Raw genomic sequence first — 16,805 nt, forward strand, 5'->3', positions numbered from 1 at the left:
CATATATTTTTTTTACAACTTAATTATAATCCCAATTTTGTTCATTACAAACAAAAAAAAGAGATAGAAACCTATCTCTTTTTAAAAATCAAAAGGGTATTTTAATATTATGCAGCTAACTCTTCTGAATCTTCATCATTGGGCTTTGGTCCACTGTCAAGTCCTTTTGCATTTACATCACGTTCAATAAATTCGATAACTGCCATATCAGCAGCATCACCATAACGGACACCCGCTTTCAACACACGCAAATATCCACCTTGACGCGATTTGTAACGATCAGCAATAACAGAAAATAACTTGGCAACAATAGTCTCGTCACGCAACATGGCATAAGCCTGTCTACGTGCATGCAAATCACCACGTTTTCCCAATGTCACAAGTTTCTCGACAATTGGACGTAATTCCTTAGCTTTTGGCAAAGTCGTTGTAATCTGTTCATGCTTAATTAATGCAACGGCCATATTTCTGAACATTGCAAGGCGATGCGATGAAGTCACACCCAATTTACGGCCGGATATACCGTGACGCATAATTTCAATCCTCTTCTATCATACTATGCTTAAAACAGCTCATCCAGCCGTTTAGCTAACTCTTCAATATTTTCTGGTGGCCAAGCAGGCACATTCATTCCCAATGACAATCCCATTGAAGAAAGAACTTCCTTGATTTCATTCAATGACTTGCGACCAAAATTAGGAGTGCGTAACATTTCTTGCTCTGTCCGCTGCACCAAATCGCCAATATACACAATGTTATCATTCTTGAGACAGTTGGCGCTACGAACTGACAATTCAAGCTCATCAACTTTGCGCAATAAATTACGATTGAATGGAAGCTCTTCCTTAGGCTCTTCCGTTACGACTGGTTTAGGCTCATCGAAATTGATAAAAAGCTGGAACTGATCTTGCAGAATACGCGCAGCCAAAGCTACGGCATTTTCAGGCGTTACAGAACCATCTGTTTCCAAAGTCAATAACAGCTTGTCATAATCTGTTACCTGACCAACACGGGTTGGTTCAACTCTATAGGAAACACGACGAACAGGGGAATATATCGCGTCAATTGGAATCATCCCAATTGGAGCATCCTCTTGACGGTTAGTAGAGGCAGGTACATAACCTTTACCCATTTCTACGGTAAATTCCATACCCAACTTTATTCCATCATCAAGTGTACAAATCACAAGATCAGGGTTCATGATTTCAATATCATGATCTGTCTGAATCTGTCCAGCCGTAACTTGGCCTGGACCTACCGCGGACAAAATCATCCGTTTTGGACCATCACTATGCATACGTATGGCCAGTTGCTTAACATTCAGGACAATATCCGTGACATCTTCCCGCACACCATTGACTGATGAAAATTCGTGAAGAACGCCATCAATACGAACAGCTGTAACAGCAGCCCCTTGAAGAGAAGATAAAAGTACTCGCCGAAGCGCATTACCGAGCGTCATGCCGAAGCCACGTTCAAGCGGCTCCGCCACCACGGTCGCCACATTTTGTGACGCCGAGCCCGGTTCGACTTCCAGCTTCTCCGGCTTAATAAGAGATTGCCAGTTTTTCTGGAGGACCAAGGTGGTGGCCTTTCAATTCAAATTATTACCAAAAAAGTAACAAAATCTTAACCTCGAAGTCAGCTTTTGTTACTTGAATATTATTTCCATTCATTATTGATTGAAAATAATATACGAACGATTAAACGCGACGACGTTTACGTGGACGACATCCGTTATGTGGCACTGGTGTGGTATCCCGGATTGAAGTAACCGTAAAACCTACCGCCTGTAAAGCACGCAGTGCGCTTTCACGTCCAGATCCCGGGCCAGACACTTCAATTTCAAGAGTTTCCATACCATGTTCACGAGCTTTACGTCCTGCATCCTCAGCAGCAACCTGTGCTGCATAAGGTGTAGATTTGCGTGAACCTTTAAATCCCTGAGCACCCGCTGAAGACCATGAAATTGCGTTTCCTTGAACATCAGAGATAGTGATCATCGTATTATTAAACGTAGACAAAACATGCGCTACGCCAGAAGTAATGTTTTTGCGTTCTTTTTTTCTGAGACGCGGTGTGGCGGGTTTCGCCATGGCTTTTATTATCCTGTCCGTTTAGTTATAAAAAATTAAAACAAACCAAGGGTTAACGTGTTACTTTTTTCTTACCAGCAATAGCAATCGCCTTACCCTTACGTGTACGAGCATTTGTGTGAGTTCTCTGGCCTCTTACAGGCAAACCACGACGATGACGCAATCCACGGTAACATCCCAAGTCCATCAAACGCTTGATATTCATCGAAACTTCACGACGAAGATCACCCTCAACCTGATACTCGCTATCAATTAACTCACGGATTTTCAGAACCTCATCATCTGAAAGTTCGTTCACCCTACGTTCGTCAGGAATTGACAATTTATTACAAATTTCCTGCGCTTTTGTCGGCCCAATGCCGTATATATAACGCAGACCAATGGTTACCCGCTTATTCGTCGGGATGTTTACGCCGGCAATACGCGCCACGCCCAATACTCCTTAATTAGCCTTAATAATTTAGGTCTATTCTTAACAGCTAGCCACTAAAAAAGCAACAGTTACGAGATCAATAACTGTTTCATTAATAACTAACGTGTTTGAAATACTTTTAAAAGCATCAATATAACTTTCATACTAACAGAGTCAATATAGTATGATAAATTTTTCACAAAAATATAAACTTACATTTTATTTTTTTTTAAAATTAAATCAATATCTTTTGTCACCTCATCCACATTTTTCATACCATCAATGGGATACAAACATTTTTTTTCTTTATAATATGGCAATAAGGGAGCGGTCTGTTCGCGATAGACTTTTAAACGTTCCAGAACGGTATCTTTATTATCATCAGCTCTTGAAACAAATTCCGTTGAACCGCATGCATCACAGACTCCGTCTTTTTTTGGTTTTTTAGAAAGTTTATTATAACTGGCACCACATTTTGCACAACTAAACCGGTTAGAAATTCGCTCCGCAAGTATTTCTTCATCCACTTTTAATAATAATACAGCATCAAGTTTCAGATGTTCAGAGACAAACATTTTATCCAACGCTTTTGCTTGATCCACATTGCGAGGGAAACCATCAAGAATGAAACCGTTTTTACAATCATCCTTTTTAATTCTTTTTGCAATCATTTCAACCATCAGATCATCAGGAAACAATAACCCCTTATCCATAATATCCTTGGCTTTTTTCCCGATTTCTGACCCTGACCTCACCTCAGCCCTCAGCATATCTCCTGTGGAGATTTGCGCGATATGATATTTTTCTGACAAACGTTGAGCCTGCGTCCCTTTACCTGCCCCTGGTGGGCCCAAAAATATTAGCTTCACCGTTTTTTTCCTTTTCCAAACCTGGATTTGCGTAATAGACCCTGATATTGGTGCGCAACCAAATGGGATTGAACCTGCGTTACCGTATCTATTGTCACGGAAACTATGATTATCAAACTGGTTCCACCAAAATAGAAGGGAACATTGTAATGATTGATTAAAAATTGTGGCAATAAACAGACAACAACAAGATATAGCGCTCCAATCGTTGTTAACCGTGTCAGGATATTATCAAAATAGGTTGCTGTATTTACACCTGGACGAATACCGGGAATAAATCCACCCTGTTTTCGTAAATTATCTGCCGTTTCTTTGGGGTTAAAGGATACAGCTGCATAAAAATATGAGAAGAAAATAATCATGGCAGCATAAAAGACCATATATAAAATATGACCCTGACCGAATTCCTGTCCTAGATATGCCAACCATCCAGGTGTCGATTCATTTGATAGAAATCCAGCTATTGTTACAGGTATCAATAAAACTGAAGACGCAAAAATAGGCGGTATAACCCCAGCGGTATTAACTTTTAATGGCATATGTGTTGAATCACCACCATACATGCGTTGCCCAACCTGCCGTTTGGGATATTGTATGACAACTCTTCTTTGCGCCTGTTCCATAAACACGATAAAGGCGATTGTAACCGCTGCCAATACAAGAAATGCAACGACAAAAAATGGAGACAAAGCGCCAGTGTAACCCAGTTGAAATAAACTTGCCAAAGCCGTTGGTAAATTGGCGACAATACCGGCAAAAATAATCAATGATATTCCATTACCGACCCCGCGTGCCGTGATTTGTTCCCCCAACCACATCAAAAACATCGTTCCCCCAACCAGCGTGATGACGCAGGTTAACAAGAAAAGCATTCCCGGATTGGTAACGGCAGAACCTGCGGGACTTTTCATACTTTCCAACCCAATGGCAATTCCATAAGCCTGGAATAAAGCAATGAAAACCGTCAGGTAACGTGTATATTGATTAAGCTTTTTACGTCCTTGCTCCCCTTCCTTTTTCAAGGCTTCAAGAGATGGCATCGCAGAGGACATCAACTGAATGATAATAGATGCACTAATATAGGGCATGATGTTCAGGGCAAAAATGGTCATACGACCCAAGGCGCCACCACTGAACATGTCAAACATACCAAGAATACCACCCTGGTGTTTAGCCAGCAATTGTGCCATTACCGTAGCATCCACTCCCGGAACTGGGATATAGGTACCTAGACGGTAAATAATTAACGCACCCAATGTAAACCAAATACGCTTTTTTAATTCAGTTGCTTTAGAAAACGCACTGACATTAATATTCGCCGCTAGTTGTTCGGCCATAGAGGCCATAATTTTATCCTTTCAAAAAAAACAGCGTCACCGTAACAAAACGGGACGCTGTAATTTTACCTTAAAATTAGAATGTAACATAATGTTTTGATCTAAAAATTGATCAAACTTAAATTATATTACCTCTTCATTTCCTAGGCATCTGCAGAAACATCCCCAGATGACGATAAAAGCTTTAGAGAACCACCAGCTTTTTTAACCGCTTCAACAGCTGCCGCTGATGCTCTTGACACTTCCAAGTTGATGGCCTGATTTAGATTTCCATTAGCAAGCAAACAAACGCCAGAGTATTTTTTTCCCTTAAATAAACCGGCTTCACGCAAAGCTTTTTCGTCGATTAAAGATGATGCATTCAATTTGCCCTGCTCAATAGCGGATGAAAGGGTCCGAAGATTAATTTCCACATAATTTTTGCGAAAAATATTCTTGAATCCTCTTTTGGGCATACGACGGTAAAGTGGAAGCTGTCCACCTTCAAAGCCATTGATTGCCACACCTGAACGTGCCAACTGACCTTTCACGCCTTTACCTGATGTTTTGCCTTTACCAGAACCAATACCTCGTCCAAGACGTTTTTTACGGTATCTCGCTCCGGCATTATCACGAAGTTCATTTAGATTCATTTATCCCTCCACCTTAACGAGGTGGCGAATCTTATTGATCATTCCCTGGACAGCTGGTGTGTTTACCAACTCACGGGTTGCACCAACACGATTCAAGCCAAGACCAGTCAATGTTTGCTTTTGATCTTTCTTACGACCAATTGCAGATGCTATCTGAGTTACTTTTACCGTATTACTAGCCATTTACAGCCTCCGCATTTTGAGACGCATGACCAGAATCACGGCGACCAAGAATTTCAGACACCTTCTTTCCACGTCTCGCTGCAACAACTCTTGGACTTGCACATCTACGCAATGCATCAAAAGTTGCCTTTACCATATTATGTGGATTACGTGAACCTGTTGATTTCGCAACAACATCATTAATTCCAAGGCTTTCAAAAACCGCACGCATTGGACCGCCAGCAATAATACCAGTTCCCGAATCGGCAGATCTTAACACGACCTTACCGGCGCCATAAAAACCTTGCACATCATGATGCAATGTTCTGCCTTCTTTCATGGGAACACGTATCATTGATTTTTTAGCCTGCTCAGTTGCCTTGCGGATTGCTTCAGGCACCTCTCTGGCTTTACCGGCACCATATCCTACACGTCCACGCTGATCACCAACGACGACCAATGCAGCAAAGGCAAAGCGTCGACCACCTTTTACAACTTTAGCAACACGATTAATCGATACCAATTTGTCGATCAAATCTTCATTTTCACGTTCACGTCCACCGCGACCGCCTTCTTTCACTTCACGTGCCATTCGCGACTCCTTTTAGAACGAGAGCCCGCCCTCACGGGCAGCCTCAGCAAGCGCTTTTACACGCCCATGATAAATATAGGAGCCACGATCAAATACGACCTGTTCCAATCCTGCTGCCTTTGCACGCTCAGCAATCAACTTGCCTACGACACGAGCAGCATTAATATCAGCTCCAGTTTTAATTTGTTCTTTAGCCGCTGCATCCAAAGTTGAAGCAGCAACTAAAGTCTTACCAGCCATATCGTCAATAACTTGAGCATAAATATTTTTGCTTGAACGGAAAACCGAAAGACGTGGACGCCCGTTTCCTTTCTGACGAAGCTGATAACGCAACCGTCTGCGACGGCGCGTTTGTAATTCACGTTGCATACCCATTATTTTTTCTTGCCTTCTTTGCGACGTATAATCTCATCTTCATAACGAACACCTTTACCTTTATAAGGTTCAGGTTTTCTAAAATTACGTATATCCAGTGCGATTTGACCAACACGTTGTTTATCATTACCTTCAACAACAATTGCCGTTGGACGTGGCGTTGTAATTTTAATATCAGATGGAATTGGATAAACAACATCGTGTGAATAACCAAGATTCATAACAAGATTTGAACCTTGAACAGCGGCACGAAACCCAGTTCCCGTGATTTCCAAGGCCTTGGTATAACCTTCGGAAACACCTTTGACCATATTCGCAATTAATGCTCTGGTAGTGCCCCACATTGTTCTTGCGGCAACACCATCATCTTTTGGCTTAACAGTAACCTGATTATCTTCAATAACAGTTTCTATATGTTCAGATACAGGCAGAGACAATTCGCCTCTTTTACCTTTGACAACAATTTTACCGTCTTTCAGAGAAACTTGTACCCCTTGCGGAATCTGCACGGGATTTTTGCCTACACGTGACATTGATCCCTCCTCTTAGAATACACGACAGAGCACTTCACCACCAACATTGGCGGCACGTGCTTCAATATCAGATAAAACACCCTGAGGTGTTGACAAAATGGATACTCCAAGGCCGCCATAAACACGGGGCAATTCTTTAATTTTAGAATAAACGCGACGACCTGGTTTAGATACTCTCTGAATTTCTTTAATAACAGGAGCACCTTCAGAATACTTCAATTCAATGCGAAGCTGACTTATTCCCTTGCGAAGCTCTTCTTTTTTATATCCGCGAATATAACCTTCACGCTTTAATGCTTCCAAAACATTAACTCTCAAATTAGAAGCGGGAACCACACAAAATGAATGACGAGCTGATTGTGCATTACGTATACGGGTGAGCATATCACCCAATGGATCAGATAATGACATCTATATATCCCTTACCAGCTTGATTTAACCATACCAGGGATTTGCCCGGTAGATGCCAATTCACGCAATGCGATACGGCAAAGTTCAAATTTACGGTAATTCCCACGAGAGCGACCAGTTAGTTTACAACGCAAACGCACTCTTACTCGTGAACCATTACGAGGAAGTTTAGCCAGCTTTAAAGATGCATCAAAACGATCTTCAACTGGTAAACTTCTATCCATTACAATATTCTTTAACGCAATGCGTTTTGCTTTATCACGTGCGGACATACGTGCACGCTTCGCATTACGATAAATGGCTGAAGTTTTTGCCATGTTTAATTTTACCCTCCGGAACCTGTCGACTATATCGACCGTTTTCCAAAAAAAACAAATTTGCAAGGTAGTGTATCACCTTGCAGCGAAAGAACAATTTCCTATCCAATAAATGGAAGAGAAAATGCTTTTAACAAAGCCTTGGCTTCGTCATTGGTCTTGGCTGTTGTTACAAACACAATATCCATACCACGTACTTCGTCTACTTTATCGTAAACGATTTCAGGAAATACAATCTGTTCTTTCAAACCCATTGCAAAATTTCCACGACCATCAAATCCTTTGTTTGCTGGCAATCCTCTAAAATCTCGAACACGCGGTAAAGCGATTGTAACCAAACGATCCAGAAATTCATACATACGGTTTTTACGTAATGTAACTTTACATCCAATGGGTAAACCAGCACGAATTTTAAATCCAGCAATCGCTTTCTTAGTAAGTGTTTTAACGGCTTTTTGACCGGCAATCAAGGTCATTTCTTCCGTGGCAGCATCCAGTTTCTTTTGATCGCCCGCTGCTTCTCCAACACCCATGTTTAAAACAATTTTTTCAAGACGCGGGATCTGCATCTCGTTTTTGTAATTGAATTGTTCACGTAACTTTTGACGCAATTCATTTTTGTAAAGCGTGTAAAGGCGTGCTTCAGAGCGAACTTGACTATTTTCTGACATATCCACCTCTCTTAACCTTCGATCACTTCACCGGTGGTTTTGGCAACACGAACCTTACGACCGTCTTCCAAAACTCTAAATCCAACACGAGTAGGTTTCCCTGATTTTGGATCTACCAATTTAAGATTTGACAAGTGAATAGCCTTTTCACGCTCAATAATACCACCAGCATCACCCATACGGGTTGGTTTCTTATGATGTTTGGCAACCGCCACACCACGAACCACTGCCTTATTTTCAACAGTGCAAATTGACAAGACTTCACCTTGCACACCTTTCTGAGGCCCTGTAATAACGATTACTTGATCGCCTTTTTTAATACGTGCGGCCATTATAAAACCTCCGGAGCTAAGGAGATAATTTTCATGAATTGACGTGCACGCAATTCCCTTACTACTGGGCCGAAAATACGTGTGCCAATTGGTTCGTTTTGTTTATTTATCAATACAGCAGCATTTTTATCAAAACGTATTGAGGTTCCATCAGGACGACGAACAGGATAGCTTGTTCTGACAATCACAGCTTGATGAACATCACCTTTTTTTACTTTGCCACGAGGAATAGCCTCTTTGACAGAAACGACGATCACGTCGCCGACCGAAGCGGTTTTCCGCTTTGAACCGCCCAGCACCTTAATGCACTGCACCTCTCTTGCACCTGAATTATCAGCCACAGTTAGGTTGGTCTCGGGATGGATCATAGTTAAGCCTCCCTTAAGCTTCTATGCTGGATACTTGCTCAGCCGCACCAAGAGGTGCACCGTTGCGAGAAATCACAGTCCATGTTTTCCTTTTTGAAATCGGAGGAGATTCAATGATACGAACCATATCTCCAATTTGACACTCATTTAATTCATCATGCGCCGCATATTTTTTCGAACGACGAATGAATTTTTTATAAAGCGGGTGCATAACGCGACGAACAACCAAAACAGAAACTGTTTTGTCCATTTTATCGCTTGTCACCCGACCGGTTAGAACGCGCCTTGGCATCGCCCATTAACTCCTCAGGACTTGCCGGCAGATGCAGCAGCACCTGCGGCGTTTTTGTTAACTTCAGTCATAATAGTCTTAATCCGTGCAATATCTCGACGGATTACCCCAATTCGACCTACACCCTCATTTTGACCAGTCGCACGTTGGAAACGTAAATTAAACTGTTCACGTCGCAAATCAATTAACAACGTCTTTAATTCGTCCACCGTTTTAGCGCGCAGATCAGCTGGCTTTTTTGCCTTTGCCATTCTAGGCCTCTCCTATACGGGTTACAAATTTCGTTTTAATTGGAAGCTTCGCAGCACCGAGCGTTAATGCCTCTTTTGCAATTTCGGGACTTACACCTTCAATCTCAAATAGGATACGACCTGGTTTGATACGAGCAACCCAATATTCAGGAGACCCTTTTCCAGATCCCATACGAACTTCTGCTGGTTTACTAGAGACAGGAAGGTCTGGAAAAACTCTAATCCACACACGTCCCATACGTTTCATCGCACGTGTAATCGCACGACGAGACGCTTCAATTTGACGGGCTGTAATACGTTCTGGCTGCAGTGCTTTCAAACCATAGGTTCCAAAATTAAGCTCTGTCCCACCTTTAGCCATTCCGTGAATACGGCCTTTATGAGCTTTGCGGAATTTAGTCCGCCGCGGAGATAGCATTATTTAAAATCCTCATGCGTTGTAATAGCTTTATTAATAACTATTATGCTCCAATTAATCAATTACCTTTGTGGTGCCTGATCAGCAGCACGGCGATCCTGGGCCAATGGATCATGGGCCATGATTTCGCCCTTAAAAATCCAAACCTTTACACCACATTTCCCATAGGTTGTATGAGCTGCGGCAACACCATAATCAATATCTGCTCTTAAAGTATGCAAGGGAACGCGTCCTTCACGATACCATTCGATGCGTGCAATTTCAGCACCGCCAAGACGACCACTGCAATTGATACGAATTCCTTGCGCACCTAAACGCATTGCTGACTGCACTGCTCTTTTCATAGCACGACGAAACGCCACACGTCTTTCCAGCTGCTGGGCAATATTTTCAGCAACAAGTGTCGCATCAATTTCTGGTTTACGTATTTCAACAATATTCAATGCAACCTCTGCACCGGCCATTGATGTTAATTCTTTACGTAAGCTATCAATATCCTGACCTTTTTTACCAATAACGATTCCGGGGCGCGCTGCATAAATTGTTACACGAGGCTTTTTAGCTGGTCGTTCAATAACAACCCTAGAAACACCCGCACCTGCAAGTTTCTTGCGTAAATGGTCACGAAGTTTGAAATCTTCAAATAATAATTTGGTATAATCATTATCTGCATACCAACGACTATCCCAAGTACGATTGATACCCAAACGCAACCCAATTGGATTAACTTTTTGACCCATATTATGCTGCCTTTCCTTCAGAAGAATCGTTTTCGTCACGCTCAGCAACGACAATCTTCAAATGACTAAAGAATTTCTGAATTTGCGCTGAACGTCCACGACCCCTGGCATGAAAACGACGCATAACCATCGCTTTACCTACCTCTGCCTTGGATACAACCAAACGGTCTACATCAAGTTGATGATTGTTTTCCGCATTTGCAATCGCGCTTTCCAGAACTGTTTTAACTTCTTTAGCAATTCTTCTTTTAGAAAAGGTTAATTTTGCCAAAGCAGTGGATGCAGGTTGATTACGAATCAATCCAGCAACAAGATTTAGTTTTCGTGGACTTACACGAATATTACGTCCAATTGCCTGAGCTTCGGTTTCAGCGAGTGCACGATCATGTTTTGGTTTACTCATATCCTAGCCCCGCTTTACTTTTTTGTCTGCTGCATGACCATTGAATGTACGGGTTGGAGAAAATTCACCGAATTTATGACCCACCATATTTTCACTGACCTGCACTGGTAAAAATTTATGGCCGTTGTAAACACCAAAAACCAAACCAACAAACTGCGGCAAAATGGTGGAACGGCGTGACCAAATTTTAATCACATCGTTACGACCTGAAGCGCGTGCGGTTTCAGCTTTCTTAAGTAAATACCCGTCTACAAACGGGCCTTTCCAGACGGATCTTGCCATCTCTATTTGCCCCTTTTATTTGCCTGTCTTACGGCGACGGATAATCAAGCTGTCCGTACGCTTATTGACTCTTGTTTTATAACCTTTAGTTGGTTTACCCCATGGTGTCACAGGATGACGACCACCAGAAGTACGACCTTCACCACCACCATGAGGATGGTCAACCGGGTTCATGACAACACCACGGTTGTGTGGACGACGGCCTAACCAACGGCTACGTCCCGCCTTACCAAAATGCTGGTTCATGTTATCTGGATTGGATACGGCACCAACTGTTGCCATACATTCACCACGTACCAAACGCAATTCATTCGACTGCAGTTTGATTTGTGCATATCCAGCATCCTTACCAACCAACTGAGCGTAAGTTCCAGCTGAACGAACCAGTTTTCCACCGGCTCCTTCTTTTAATTCAATATTGTGAATAATGGTTCCTACAGGGATAGCTGCTAAAGGCATTGCATTTCCAGGCTTAACATCAACACGCTGACCTGCGATTACAACATCTCCAACTTTTAATCTTTGAGGTGCCAGAATATAAGATAACTCACCGTCTTCATATTTGATCAACGCGATAAAAGCGGTTCGATTGGGATCATATTCTAACCGTTCAACAGTTGCAGGCATATCATATTTACGTCTTTTAAAATCAACATAACGATATGACTGTTTATGCCCACCCCCAATAAAACGAGAGGTAATTCGACCATTATTATTACGTCCACCCGTCTTGTTCTTACCTTCGGTAAGCGTCTTGACAGGTTTACCTTTCCAAAGCTCCTTACGGTCAATTAGAACCGTGCCACGAAGACTTGGAGTAACTGGTTTAAAGTGCTTAAGTGCCATTAATTCCTACCTCACACTTATGACAACTTGGTTGTCAAATCAATTGACTGACCTTCAGCAAGTTGAACAAAAGCTTTTTTAACATCAGAACGACGCCCTAACCGACCTCGAAATCTTTTTGTCTTACCTTTTAAAATCAGCGTATTAACACCCAACACTTTCACACCGAACAAAGTTTCAATCGCAACTTTGATTTGAAGCTTAGTAGCGTTTGATGCAACTTTAAACGCAATTTGATTTTTTTCAGACAAAAAGGTTGCCTTTTCAGTAATCAAGGGCGCGCGAATAATGTTAAACATCGCTTCACGAGACATTTTTTCCGCCTTTTGGCGAATTGAAAGAATATTCGTCATACCAGGCGCTCCTTTAACCCATCAACTGCTGCGCGCGTAATAGCCAAAATGTCATGATTCAAAATGTCATAAACATTTGCACCAATTGTTGGAAGAATATCTACTGAAGCGATATTTCTTACTGCACGTCCAAAATTCTCATCAATATTTGCATCAATAATTAAAGTTGAATTCCAGCCCAACACTTTTAATTTTGCAGCTAATTCAGATGTTTTTGCAGTATTATTGGCTTCGTCAATAACGACCAACTTACCTTCTGCCAATTTCTGTGATAAAGCAGAAATAAGACCAAGACGCCTTACTTTCTTTGGCAAATCATACCCATGATCACGCACTACTGGACCATGAACAATGCCACCGGTACGAAACTGCGGTCCACGTAACGAACCTTGACGCGCATTACCTGTACCTTTTTGCCGATAAGGTTTTTTTGTTGTTCCAGAAACTTCACCACGCCCCTTAATCTTATGATTGCCAGAACGACGTTTGGCAAGCTGCCAATGCACAACTCTTGCCATAATATCTTGACGGGGTTCAATACCGAAAATTTCATCTGGAAGCGTAATATTGCCAGCACTTCCATTATCGAAGGTTTTGATTTCTACATCCATAGTGTTCAACCTTCCTCAGCAACCGCTGCTAATGCTGCCGGAAATGGTGCATCAGCATGACGAGGCTTTTTGATCGCATCACGCAAGAGAACAAACCCGTTTTTCGCACCAGGCACTGCACCTTTAATCATGATCAAATTTTTCTCTACATCTACAGCAGCAACCTCAAGATTCTGCGTCGTTACACGCTCACTACCTAAATGGCCTGCCATCTTCTTATTTTTAAATGTTTTGCCAGGGTCTTGTCTATTCCCTGTGGAACCATGCGAACGATGACTAATTGAAACACCATGAGTTGCTTCCAACCCCTTGAAGTTCCAACGTTTCATTCCACCTGCAAATCCCTTACCTTTACTGGTCCCAGTTACGTCCACCTTTTGTCCTACAACAAAATGAGCGGCAGTCAATCTTGCCCCCGCCTCAACAACAGCGTCTTCCGTAACACGAAATTCTACAAGTTTCTGTTTTGGTTCAACTTTTACCCGTGCAAAATGACCACGATTAGGCTTGCTAACATTTTTTACCTTAGCTTTACCATACCCCAATTGAAGGGCTGTGTATCCATCACGTTCATTTGTACGAGCATCAACTACTTGTACTTCATCCAAGTACAATACAGTGACTGGCACATGAGTGCCGTCCTCTTTAAATAGTCGGGTCATTCCCAACTTTTTTGCGATCAATCCTGTACGCATCGTCTGGACCTTATAGCTTAATCTCGACATCAACGCCAGCGGCGAGGTCAAGTTTCATGAGAGCGTCCACGGTCTGCGGGTTGGGCTCAACAATATCTAACAAACGCCGGTGCGTTCTGATTTCGAACTGCTCACGACTCTTCTTATCAATATGGGGTGAGCGGTTAACTGTAAACCGCTCAATGTGCGTTGGCAACGGGATTGGTCCCCTTACCTGTGCCCCCGTACGCTTCGCTGTATTTACGATTTCACGAGTGCTATTATCCAACACACGATAATCGTAAGCTTTAAGGCGAATACGGATGTTTTGGCTTTCCATTTATTTCTGCCTACAAAAACGAATCCTTTTCGGATCCAAGAACAACAAGATTCCCAGCCGCAAAAACAGCTGGGAATCCAAACTAATTAGCCGAGACTATTCGGTAATTTTGGAAACTACACCAGCCCCAACAGTACGTCCACCTTCGCGAATAGCGAATCGCAGACCTTCATCCATGGCAATAGGAGCAATCAATTCAACATCCATTGCCGCATTATCACCAGGCATCACCATTTCCACACCTTCTGGAAGATGTACAACACCAGTTACGTCAGTTGTACGGAAATAGAATTGTGGACGGTAATTGGTAAAGAATGGAGTATGACGCCCACCTTCTTCTTTTGTAAGAATATAAGCTTCCGCCTTGAATTTGTTATGTGGCTTGATGGTTCCTGGTTTAGCCAGAACTTGACCACGTTCAACATCTTCACGTTTTGTTCCACGAAGAAGCGCACCGATATTGTCACCCGCTTCACCACGGTCAAGCAACTTGCGGAACATTTCAACACCGGTAACCGTTGTTTTTGTTGTTGGATGAATACCAACAATTTCAACTTCTTCACCAACAGTGATTTCACCACGTTCCACACGTCCGGTGACAACCGTACCACGTCCAGAAATAGAGAAAACATCCTCAATTGGCATCAAGAATGGACGATCAATTGGACGTTCTGGCTGCGGGATATATTCATCAACAGCATTCATCAGGTCAAGAATACGGTTTTTACCCAATTCTGGATCACCGTCTTCAAGGGCAACCAAAGCTGATCCTTTGATAATGGGAATATCATCTCCAGGAAATTCATACGAAGAAAGTAATTCACGAATTTCCATTTCAACAAGCTCAAGAAGTTCAGGATCATCAACTTGGTCACATTTATTCATGAATACGACCAGTGCTGGAACGCCAACCTGACGAGCCAAAAGAATATGTTCACGAGTCTGTGGCATAGGACCGTCAGCAGCTGAAACAACCAGGATAGCACCATCCATCTGTGCTGCACCTGTGATCATGTTTTTAACATAGTCAGCGTGACCAGGACAGTCAACATGAGCATAGTGACGTTTGTCTGTTTCATACTCAACGTGTGCTGTTGAAATGGTAATACCACGAGCACGTTCTTCAGGTGCCTTATCGATCATGTCATAGGCAGTAAAATCCGCACCACCTTTTTCTGCCAAAACTTTTGTTATAGCAGCTGTTAATGTTGTTTTACCATGATCAACGTGACCAATAGTTCCAATGTTACAGTGCGGTTTATTCCGCTCAAATTTAGCCTTTGCCATTGTCTCTCTCCGTTAACTCGGTTTTTACCAAGAAATTCGGTTAAAATAAATTAAGTTCAAACTTATACTTACCAGCGATAATGACTGAATGCTTTATTTGCTTCAGCCATACGGTGAGTATCCTCGCGCTTTTTAACAGCCGCTCCACGATTATTGATAGCGTCATGCAATTCGTTTGACAATCTTTCCTGCATAGTATTTTCGCCACGTTTGCGGGAAGCGTCAATTAACCAGCGAATTGCTAATGCCTGACGACGGTCAGCACGAACTTCTACAGGCACCTGATACGTTGCACCGCCTACACGGCGTGAACGAACTTCAACGGCTGGCTTAACATTATCCAAAGCTTCGTGAAACAGGTTTACAGGGTCCGCTGATTCACCGCCACGGGCACGTAGAGATTCCAATGCACCATAAACGATTTTTTCAGCAATAGATTTTTTACCATCATACATCAACGCATTCATGAAACGCGTGATGACCACATCACCAAACTTAGGATCGGGAAGTATCTCACGCTTTACTGCGCGGTGTCGGCGACTCATGCCTTTTAATTCCTCTTATTTTGGACGTTTAGCACCATACAAAGAACGACGTTGACGTCGCTTTGCAATTCCTTGTGTATCCAGAACACCACGTAAAATATGATAACGCACGCCTGGCAAATCCTTAACACGTCCACCACGTATTAAGACCACACTATGTTCTTGCAAGTTATGACCTTCACCAGGAATATAACTCACCACTTCATAACCGTTCGTCAGACGTACCTTTGCAACTTTACGCAATGCTGAGTTTGGCTTTTTAGGTGTTGTTGTATAAACACGAGTACATACCCCTCGTTTTTGCGGGCATCCCTGCAAAGCAGGAACCTTATTGCGCTTGGCAGCAGGTTCGCGGCCTTTAGCGATTAATTGGTTAATGGTCGGCATTCGCCTTTCCCGATCCTTACTATTTCTAGGTCAAGCAACGCAATATCGTTACTCGACGGTCATTACAACAATTAACATTTAATTAAATAAATGCCACTAAAGTTGGCATAAAAATAAAACCATATACCTTATAAACAATGTTTTATCTAATGTGCCATAAATTTATTCAACAGATAACGATGCTTTTAACAAGACCCTTGTTAAATTGCAAGCTATTTTTAAAACAGCTTAAAATTGAACTAGGTATCCTTGTAAAAAAACATTTTATT

Annotated in this window: 30 protein-coding genes; all 30 read right to left on the minus strand. The window is 42.3% G+C overall.

Annotated elements, in window-relative coordinates:
* Positions 1-107 precede the first annotated feature (107 nt).
* The gene (gene rplQ, locus H3T46_RS03780) at positions 108-533 is read right to left on the minus strand and encodes a 50S ribosomal protein L17 (RefSeq protein ID WP_155580738.1); all 426 of its coding nucleotides are present in this window, start codon (positions 531-533) and stop codon (positions 108-110) included.
* Positions 534-562: 29 nt separating this feature from the next.
* Positions 563-1,582 carry a DNA-directed RNA polymerase subunit alpha gene (locus H3T46_RS03785; protein ID WP_155580739.1) on the minus strand — a complete coding sequence of 340 codons (1,020 nt, stop codon included), beginning with the start codon at positions 1,580-1,582 and terminating at the stop codon, positions 563-565.
* Positions 1,583-1,703: 121 nt separating this feature from the next.
* Positions 1,704-2,096 carry a 30S ribosomal protein S11 gene (gene rpsK / locus H3T46_RS03790; protein WP_110438383.1) on the minus strand — a complete coding sequence of 131 codons (393 nt, stop codon included), beginning with the start codon at positions 2,094-2,096 and terminating at the stop codon, positions 1,704-1,706.
* A gap of 52 nt (positions 2,097-2,148) precedes the next feature.
* Positions 2,149-2,526 (minus strand): 30S ribosomal protein S13, encoded by a 378-nt coding sequence (gene rpsM / locus H3T46_RS03795; RefSeq protein WP_198197428.1) that lies wholly within the window; start codon positions 2,524-2,526, stop codon positions 2,149-2,151.
* A 194-nt stretch (positions 2,527-2,720) separates the two neighbouring features.
* On the minus strand, positions 2,721-3,377 hold the full coding sequence (locus tag H3T46_RS03800; protein ID WP_198197429.1) for an adenylate kinase: 657 nt from the start codon (positions 3,375-3,377) through the stop codon (positions 2,721-2,723).
* On the minus strand, positions 3,374-4,723 hold the full coding sequence (secY, locus tag H3T46_RS03805; protein WP_198197430.1) for a preprotein translocase subunit SecY: 1,350 nt from the start codon (positions 4,721-4,723) through the stop codon (positions 3,374-3,376). The genes H3T46_RS03800 and secY overlap by 4 nt, the downstream gene beginning before the upstream one ends.
* A gap of 134 nt (positions 4,724-4,857) precedes the next feature.
* Complete coding sequence (rplO, locus tag H3T46_RS03810) at positions 4,858-5,346, minus strand: 50S ribosomal protein L15 (RefSeq protein ID WP_110438387.1); 489 nt, start codon at positions 5,344-5,346, stop codon at positions 4,858-4,860.
* Positions 5,347-5,529, minus strand: a complete 183-nt coding sequence (gene rpmD, locus H3T46_RS03815; protein ID WP_155580744.1) for a 50S ribosomal protein L30 — start codon at positions 5,527-5,529, stop codon at positions 5,347-5,349.
* Positions 5,522-6,100, minus strand: a complete 579-nt coding sequence (gene rpsE, locus H3T46_RS03820) for a 30S ribosomal protein S5 (protein ID WP_110438389.1) — start codon at positions 6,098-6,100, stop codon at positions 5,522-5,524. Before rpsE ends, rpmD begins: the two co-directional genes overlap by 8 nt.
* A 12-nt stretch (positions 6,101-6,112) precedes the next feature.
* Positions 6,113-6,475 carry a 50S ribosomal protein L18 gene (gene rplR, locus H3T46_RS03825; protein WP_110438390.1) on the minus strand — a complete coding sequence of 121 codons (363 nt, stop codon included), beginning with the start codon at positions 6,473-6,475 and terminating at the stop codon, positions 6,113-6,115.
* Positions 6,475-7,008 carry a 50S ribosomal protein L6 gene (gene rplF / locus H3T46_RS03830; protein WP_110438391.1) on the minus strand — a complete coding sequence of 178 codons (534 nt, stop codon included), beginning with the start codon at positions 7,006-7,008 and terminating at the stop codon, positions 6,475-6,477. Before rplF ends, rplR begins: the two co-directional genes overlap by 1 nt.
* A 12-nt stretch (positions 7,009-7,020) precedes the next feature.
* Entirely contained in the window at positions 7,021-7,419 is a 399-nt protein-coding gene (rpsH, locus tag H3T46_RS03835; RefSeq protein ID WP_110438392.1) for a 30S ribosomal protein S8, read from the minus strand.
* Between the two features lie 11 nt (positions 7,420-7,430).
* Complete coding sequence (gene rpsN, locus H3T46_RS03840) at positions 7,431-7,736, minus strand: 30S ribosomal protein S14 (protein ID WP_110438393.1); 306 nt, start codon at positions 7,734-7,736, stop codon at positions 7,431-7,433.
* Between the two features lie 101 nt (positions 7,737-7,837).
* Positions 7,838-8,407 carry a 50S ribosomal protein L5 gene (gene rplE / locus H3T46_RS03845; protein ID WP_122123902.1) on the minus strand — a complete coding sequence of 190 codons (570 nt, stop codon included), beginning with the start codon at positions 8,405-8,407 and terminating at the stop codon, positions 7,838-7,840.
* Positions 8,408-8,418: 11 nt separating this feature from the next.
* Positions 8,419-8,739: a 50S ribosomal protein L24 gene (gene rplX, locus H3T46_RS03850; RefSeq protein ID WP_198197431.1), complete on the minus strand. Its 321-nt coding sequence runs from the start codon at positions 8,737-8,739 to the stop codon at positions 8,419-8,421.
* Positions 8,739-9,107 carry a 50S ribosomal protein L14 gene (rplN, locus tag H3T46_RS03855; RefSeq protein WP_110438396.1) on the minus strand — a complete coding sequence of 123 codons (369 nt, stop codon included), beginning with the start codon at positions 9,105-9,107 and terminating at the stop codon, positions 8,739-8,741. The genes rplX and rplN overlap by 1 nt, the downstream gene beginning before the upstream one ends.
* Positions 9,108-9,120: 13 nt before the next feature.
* Positions 9,121-9,399 carry a 30S ribosomal protein S17 gene (gene rpsQ / locus H3T46_RS03860; RefSeq protein ID WP_110438397.1) on the minus strand — a complete coding sequence of 93 codons (279 nt, stop codon included), beginning with the start codon at positions 9,397-9,399 and terminating at the stop codon, positions 9,121-9,123.
* 14 nt (positions 9,400-9,413) lie between these two features.
* On the minus strand, positions 9,414-9,650 hold the full coding sequence (rpmC, locus tag H3T46_RS03865; protein ID WP_155569514.1) for a 50S ribosomal protein L29: 237 nt from the start codon (positions 9,648-9,650) through the stop codon (positions 9,414-9,416).
* A 1-nt stretch (position 9,651) separates the two neighbouring features.
* Positions 9,652-10,068: a 50S ribosomal protein L16 gene (gene rplP / locus H3T46_RS03870; RefSeq protein ID WP_110438399.1), complete on the minus strand. Its 417-nt coding sequence runs from the start codon at positions 10,066-10,068 to the stop codon at positions 9,652-9,654.
* 62 nt (positions 10,069-10,130) lie between these two features.
* Positions 10,131-10,808 (minus strand): 30S ribosomal protein S3, encoded by a 678-nt coding sequence (gene rpsC / locus H3T46_RS03875; RefSeq protein WP_155565783.1) that lies wholly within the window; start codon positions 10,806-10,808, stop codon positions 10,131-10,133.
* 1 nt (position 10,809) lies between these two features.
* Positions 10,810-11,211, minus strand: a complete 402-nt coding sequence (rplV, locus tag H3T46_RS03880; protein ID WP_155565784.1) for a 50S ribosomal protein L22 — start codon at positions 11,209-11,211, stop codon at positions 10,810-10,812.
* A gap of 3 nt (positions 11,212-11,214) precedes the next feature.
* Complete coding sequence (gene rpsS / locus H3T46_RS03885) at positions 11,215-11,493, minus strand: 30S ribosomal protein S19 (protein WP_110438402.1); 279 nt, start codon at positions 11,491-11,493, stop codon at positions 11,215-11,217.
* A gap of 15 nt (positions 11,494-11,508) precedes the next feature.
* Positions 11,509-12,339 (minus strand): 50S ribosomal protein L2, encoded by an 831-nt coding sequence (rplB, locus tag H3T46_RS03890; RefSeq protein WP_155568372.1) that lies wholly within the window; start codon positions 12,337-12,339, stop codon positions 11,509-11,511.
* A 17-nt stretch (positions 12,340-12,356) separates the two neighbouring features.
* Positions 12,357-12,653: a 50S ribosomal protein L23 gene (locus H3T46_RS03895; RefSeq protein ID WP_197037492.1), complete on the minus strand. Its 297-nt coding sequence runs from the start codon at positions 12,651-12,653 to the stop codon at positions 12,357-12,359.
* A gap of 35 nt (positions 12,654-12,688) precedes the next feature.
* Positions 12,689-13,303, minus strand: a complete 615-nt coding sequence (gene rplD / locus H3T46_RS03900; RefSeq protein WP_110438405.1) for a 50S ribosomal protein L4 — start codon at positions 13,301-13,303, stop codon at positions 12,689-12,691.
* A gap of 5 nt (positions 13,304-13,308) precedes the next feature.
* Positions 13,309-13,998 carry a 50S ribosomal protein L3 gene (rplC, locus tag H3T46_RS03905; RefSeq protein WP_155567191.1) on the minus strand — a complete coding sequence of 230 codons (690 nt, stop codon included), beginning with the start codon at positions 13,996-13,998 and terminating at the stop codon, positions 13,309-13,311.
* 10 nt (positions 13,999-14,008) lie between these two features.
* Positions 14,009-14,317 (minus strand): 30S ribosomal protein S10, encoded by a 309-nt coding sequence (gene rpsJ, locus H3T46_RS03910; RefSeq protein WP_110438407.1) that lies wholly within the window; start codon positions 14,315-14,317, stop codon positions 14,009-14,011.
* Between the two features lie 96 nt (positions 14,318-14,413).
* Positions 14,414-15,604, minus strand: a complete 1,191-nt coding sequence (gene tuf, locus H3T46_RS03915) for an elongation factor Tu (protein ID WP_110438408.1) — start codon at positions 15,602-15,604, stop codon at positions 14,414-14,416.
* Positions 15,605-15,672: 68 nt separating this feature from the next.
* On the minus strand, positions 15,673-16,149 hold the full coding sequence (gene rpsG, locus H3T46_RS03920; protein WP_122123905.1) for a 30S ribosomal protein S7: 477 nt from the start codon (positions 16,147-16,149) through the stop codon (positions 15,673-15,675).
* A gap of 15 nt (positions 16,150-16,164) precedes the next feature.
* The gene (rpsL, locus tag H3T46_RS03925) at positions 16,165-16,536 is read right to left on the minus strand and encodes a 30S ribosomal protein S12 (protein WP_003621118.1); all 372 of its coding nucleotides are present in this window, start codon (positions 16,534-16,536) and stop codon (positions 16,165-16,167) included.
* Positions 16,537-16,805: the final 269 nt, after the last annotated feature.

Source organism: Commensalibacter sp. M0133, assembly GCF_016101485.1.
Classification (GTDB): Bacteria; Pseudomonadota; Alphaproteobacteria; order Acetobacterales; family Acetobacteraceae; genus Commensalibacter; species Commensalibacter melissae.

Excerpts from the sequence above, each read along its gene's own strand:
- rplQ (WP_155580738.1), bottom strand. The coding sequence starts at position 533 with ATGCGTCACGGTATATCCGGCCGTAAATTGGGTGTGACTTCATCGCAT.
- rpsK (WP_110438383.1), bottom strand. The coding sequence starts at position 2,096 with ATGGCGAAACCCGCCACACCGCGTCTCAGAAAAAAAGAACGCAAAAAC.
- secY (WP_198197430.1), bottom strand. The coding sequence starts at position 4,723 with ATGGCCTCTATGGCCGAACAACTAGCGGCGAATATTAATGTCAGTGCG.
- rplO (WP_110438387.1), bottom strand. The coding sequence starts at position 5,346 with ATGAATCTAAATGAACTTCGTGATAATGCCGGAGCGAGATACCGTAAA.
- rpmD (WP_155580744.1), bottom strand. The coding sequence starts at position 5,529 with ATGGCTAGTAATACGGTAAAAGTAACTCAGATAGCATCTGCAATTGGT.
- rpsE (WP_110438389.1), bottom strand. The coding sequence starts at position 6,100 with ATGGCACGTGAAGTGAAAGAAGGCGGTCGCGGTGGACGTGAACGTGAA.
- rplR (WP_110438390.1), bottom strand. The coding sequence starts at position 6,475 with ATGGGTATGCAACGTGAATTACAAACGCGCCGTCGCAGACGGTTGCGT.
- rplF (WP_110438391.1), bottom strand. The coding sequence starts at position 7,008 with ATGTCACGTGTAGGCAAAAATCCCGTGCAGATTCCGCAAGGGGTACAA.
- rpsH (WP_110438392.1), bottom strand. The coding sequence starts at position 7,419 with ATGTCATTATCTGATCCATTGGGTGATATGCTCACCCGTATACGTAAT.
- rpsN (WP_110438393.1), bottom strand. The coding sequence starts at position 7,736 with ATGGCAAAAACTTCAGCCATTTATCGTAATGCGAAGCGTGCACGTATG.
- rplE (WP_122123902.1), bottom strand. The coding sequence starts at position 8,407 with ATGTCAGAAAATAGTCAAGTTCGCTCTGAAGCACGCCTTTACACGCTT.
- rplX (WP_198197431.1), bottom strand. The coding sequence starts at position 8,739 with ATGGCCGCACGTATTAAAAAAGGCGATCAAGTAATCGTTATTACAGGG.
- rplN (WP_110438396.1), bottom strand. The coding sequence starts at position 9,107 with ATGATCCATCCCGAGACCAACCTAACTGTGGCTGATAATTCAGGTGCA.
- rpsQ (WP_110438397.1), bottom strand. The coding sequence starts at position 9,399 with ATGCCAAGGCGCGTTCTAACCGGTCGGGTGACAAGCGATAAAATGGAC.
- rpmC (WP_155569514.1), bottom strand. The coding sequence starts at position 9,650 with ATGGCAAAGGCAAAAAAGCCAGCTGATCTGCGCGCTAAAACGGTGGAC.
- rplP (WP_110438399.1), bottom strand. The coding sequence starts at position 10,068 with ATGCTATCTCCGCGGCGGACTAAATTCCGCAAAGCTCATAAAGGCCGT.
- rpsC (WP_155565783.1), bottom strand. The coding sequence starts at position 10,808 with ATGGGTCAAAAAGTTAATCCAATTGGGTTGCGTTTGGGTATCAATCGT.
- rplV (WP_155565784.1), bottom strand. The coding sequence starts at position 11,211 with ATGAGTAAACCAAAACATGATCGTGCACTCGCTGAAACCGAAGCTCAG.
- rpsS (WP_110438402.1), bottom strand. The coding sequence starts at position 11,493 with ATGGCAAGATCCGTCTGGAAAGGCCCGTTTGTAGACGGGTATTTACTT.
- rplB (WP_155568372.1), bottom strand. The coding sequence starts at position 12,339 with ATGGCACTTAAGCACTTTAAACCAGTTACTCCAAGTCTTCGTGGCACG.
- H3T46_RS03895 (WP_197037492.1), bottom strand. The coding sequence starts at position 12,653 with ATGTCTCGTGAAGCGATGTTTAACATTATTCGCGCGCCCTTGATTACT.
- rplD (WP_110438405.1), bottom strand. The coding sequence starts at position 13,303 with ATGGATGTAGAAATCAAAACCTTCGATAATGGAAGTGCTGGCAATATT.
- rplC (WP_155567191.1), bottom strand. The coding sequence starts at position 13,998 with ATGCGTACAGGATTGATCGCAAAAAAGTTGGGAATGACCCGACTATTT.
- rpsJ (WP_110438407.1), bottom strand. The coding sequence starts at position 14,317 with ATGGAAAGCCAAAACATCCGTATTCGCCTTAAAGCTTACGATTATCGT.
- tuf (WP_110438408.1), bottom strand. The coding sequence starts at position 15,604 with ATGGCAAAGGCTAAATTTGAGCGGAATAAACCGCACTGTAACATTGGA.
- rpsG (WP_122123905.1), bottom strand. The coding sequence starts at position 16,149 with ATGAGTCGCCGACACCGCGCAGTAAAGCGTGAGATACTTCCCGATCCT.
- rpsL (WP_003621118.1), bottom strand. The coding sequence starts at position 16,536 with ATGCCGACCATTAACCAATTAATCGCTAAAGGCCGCGAACCTGCTGCC.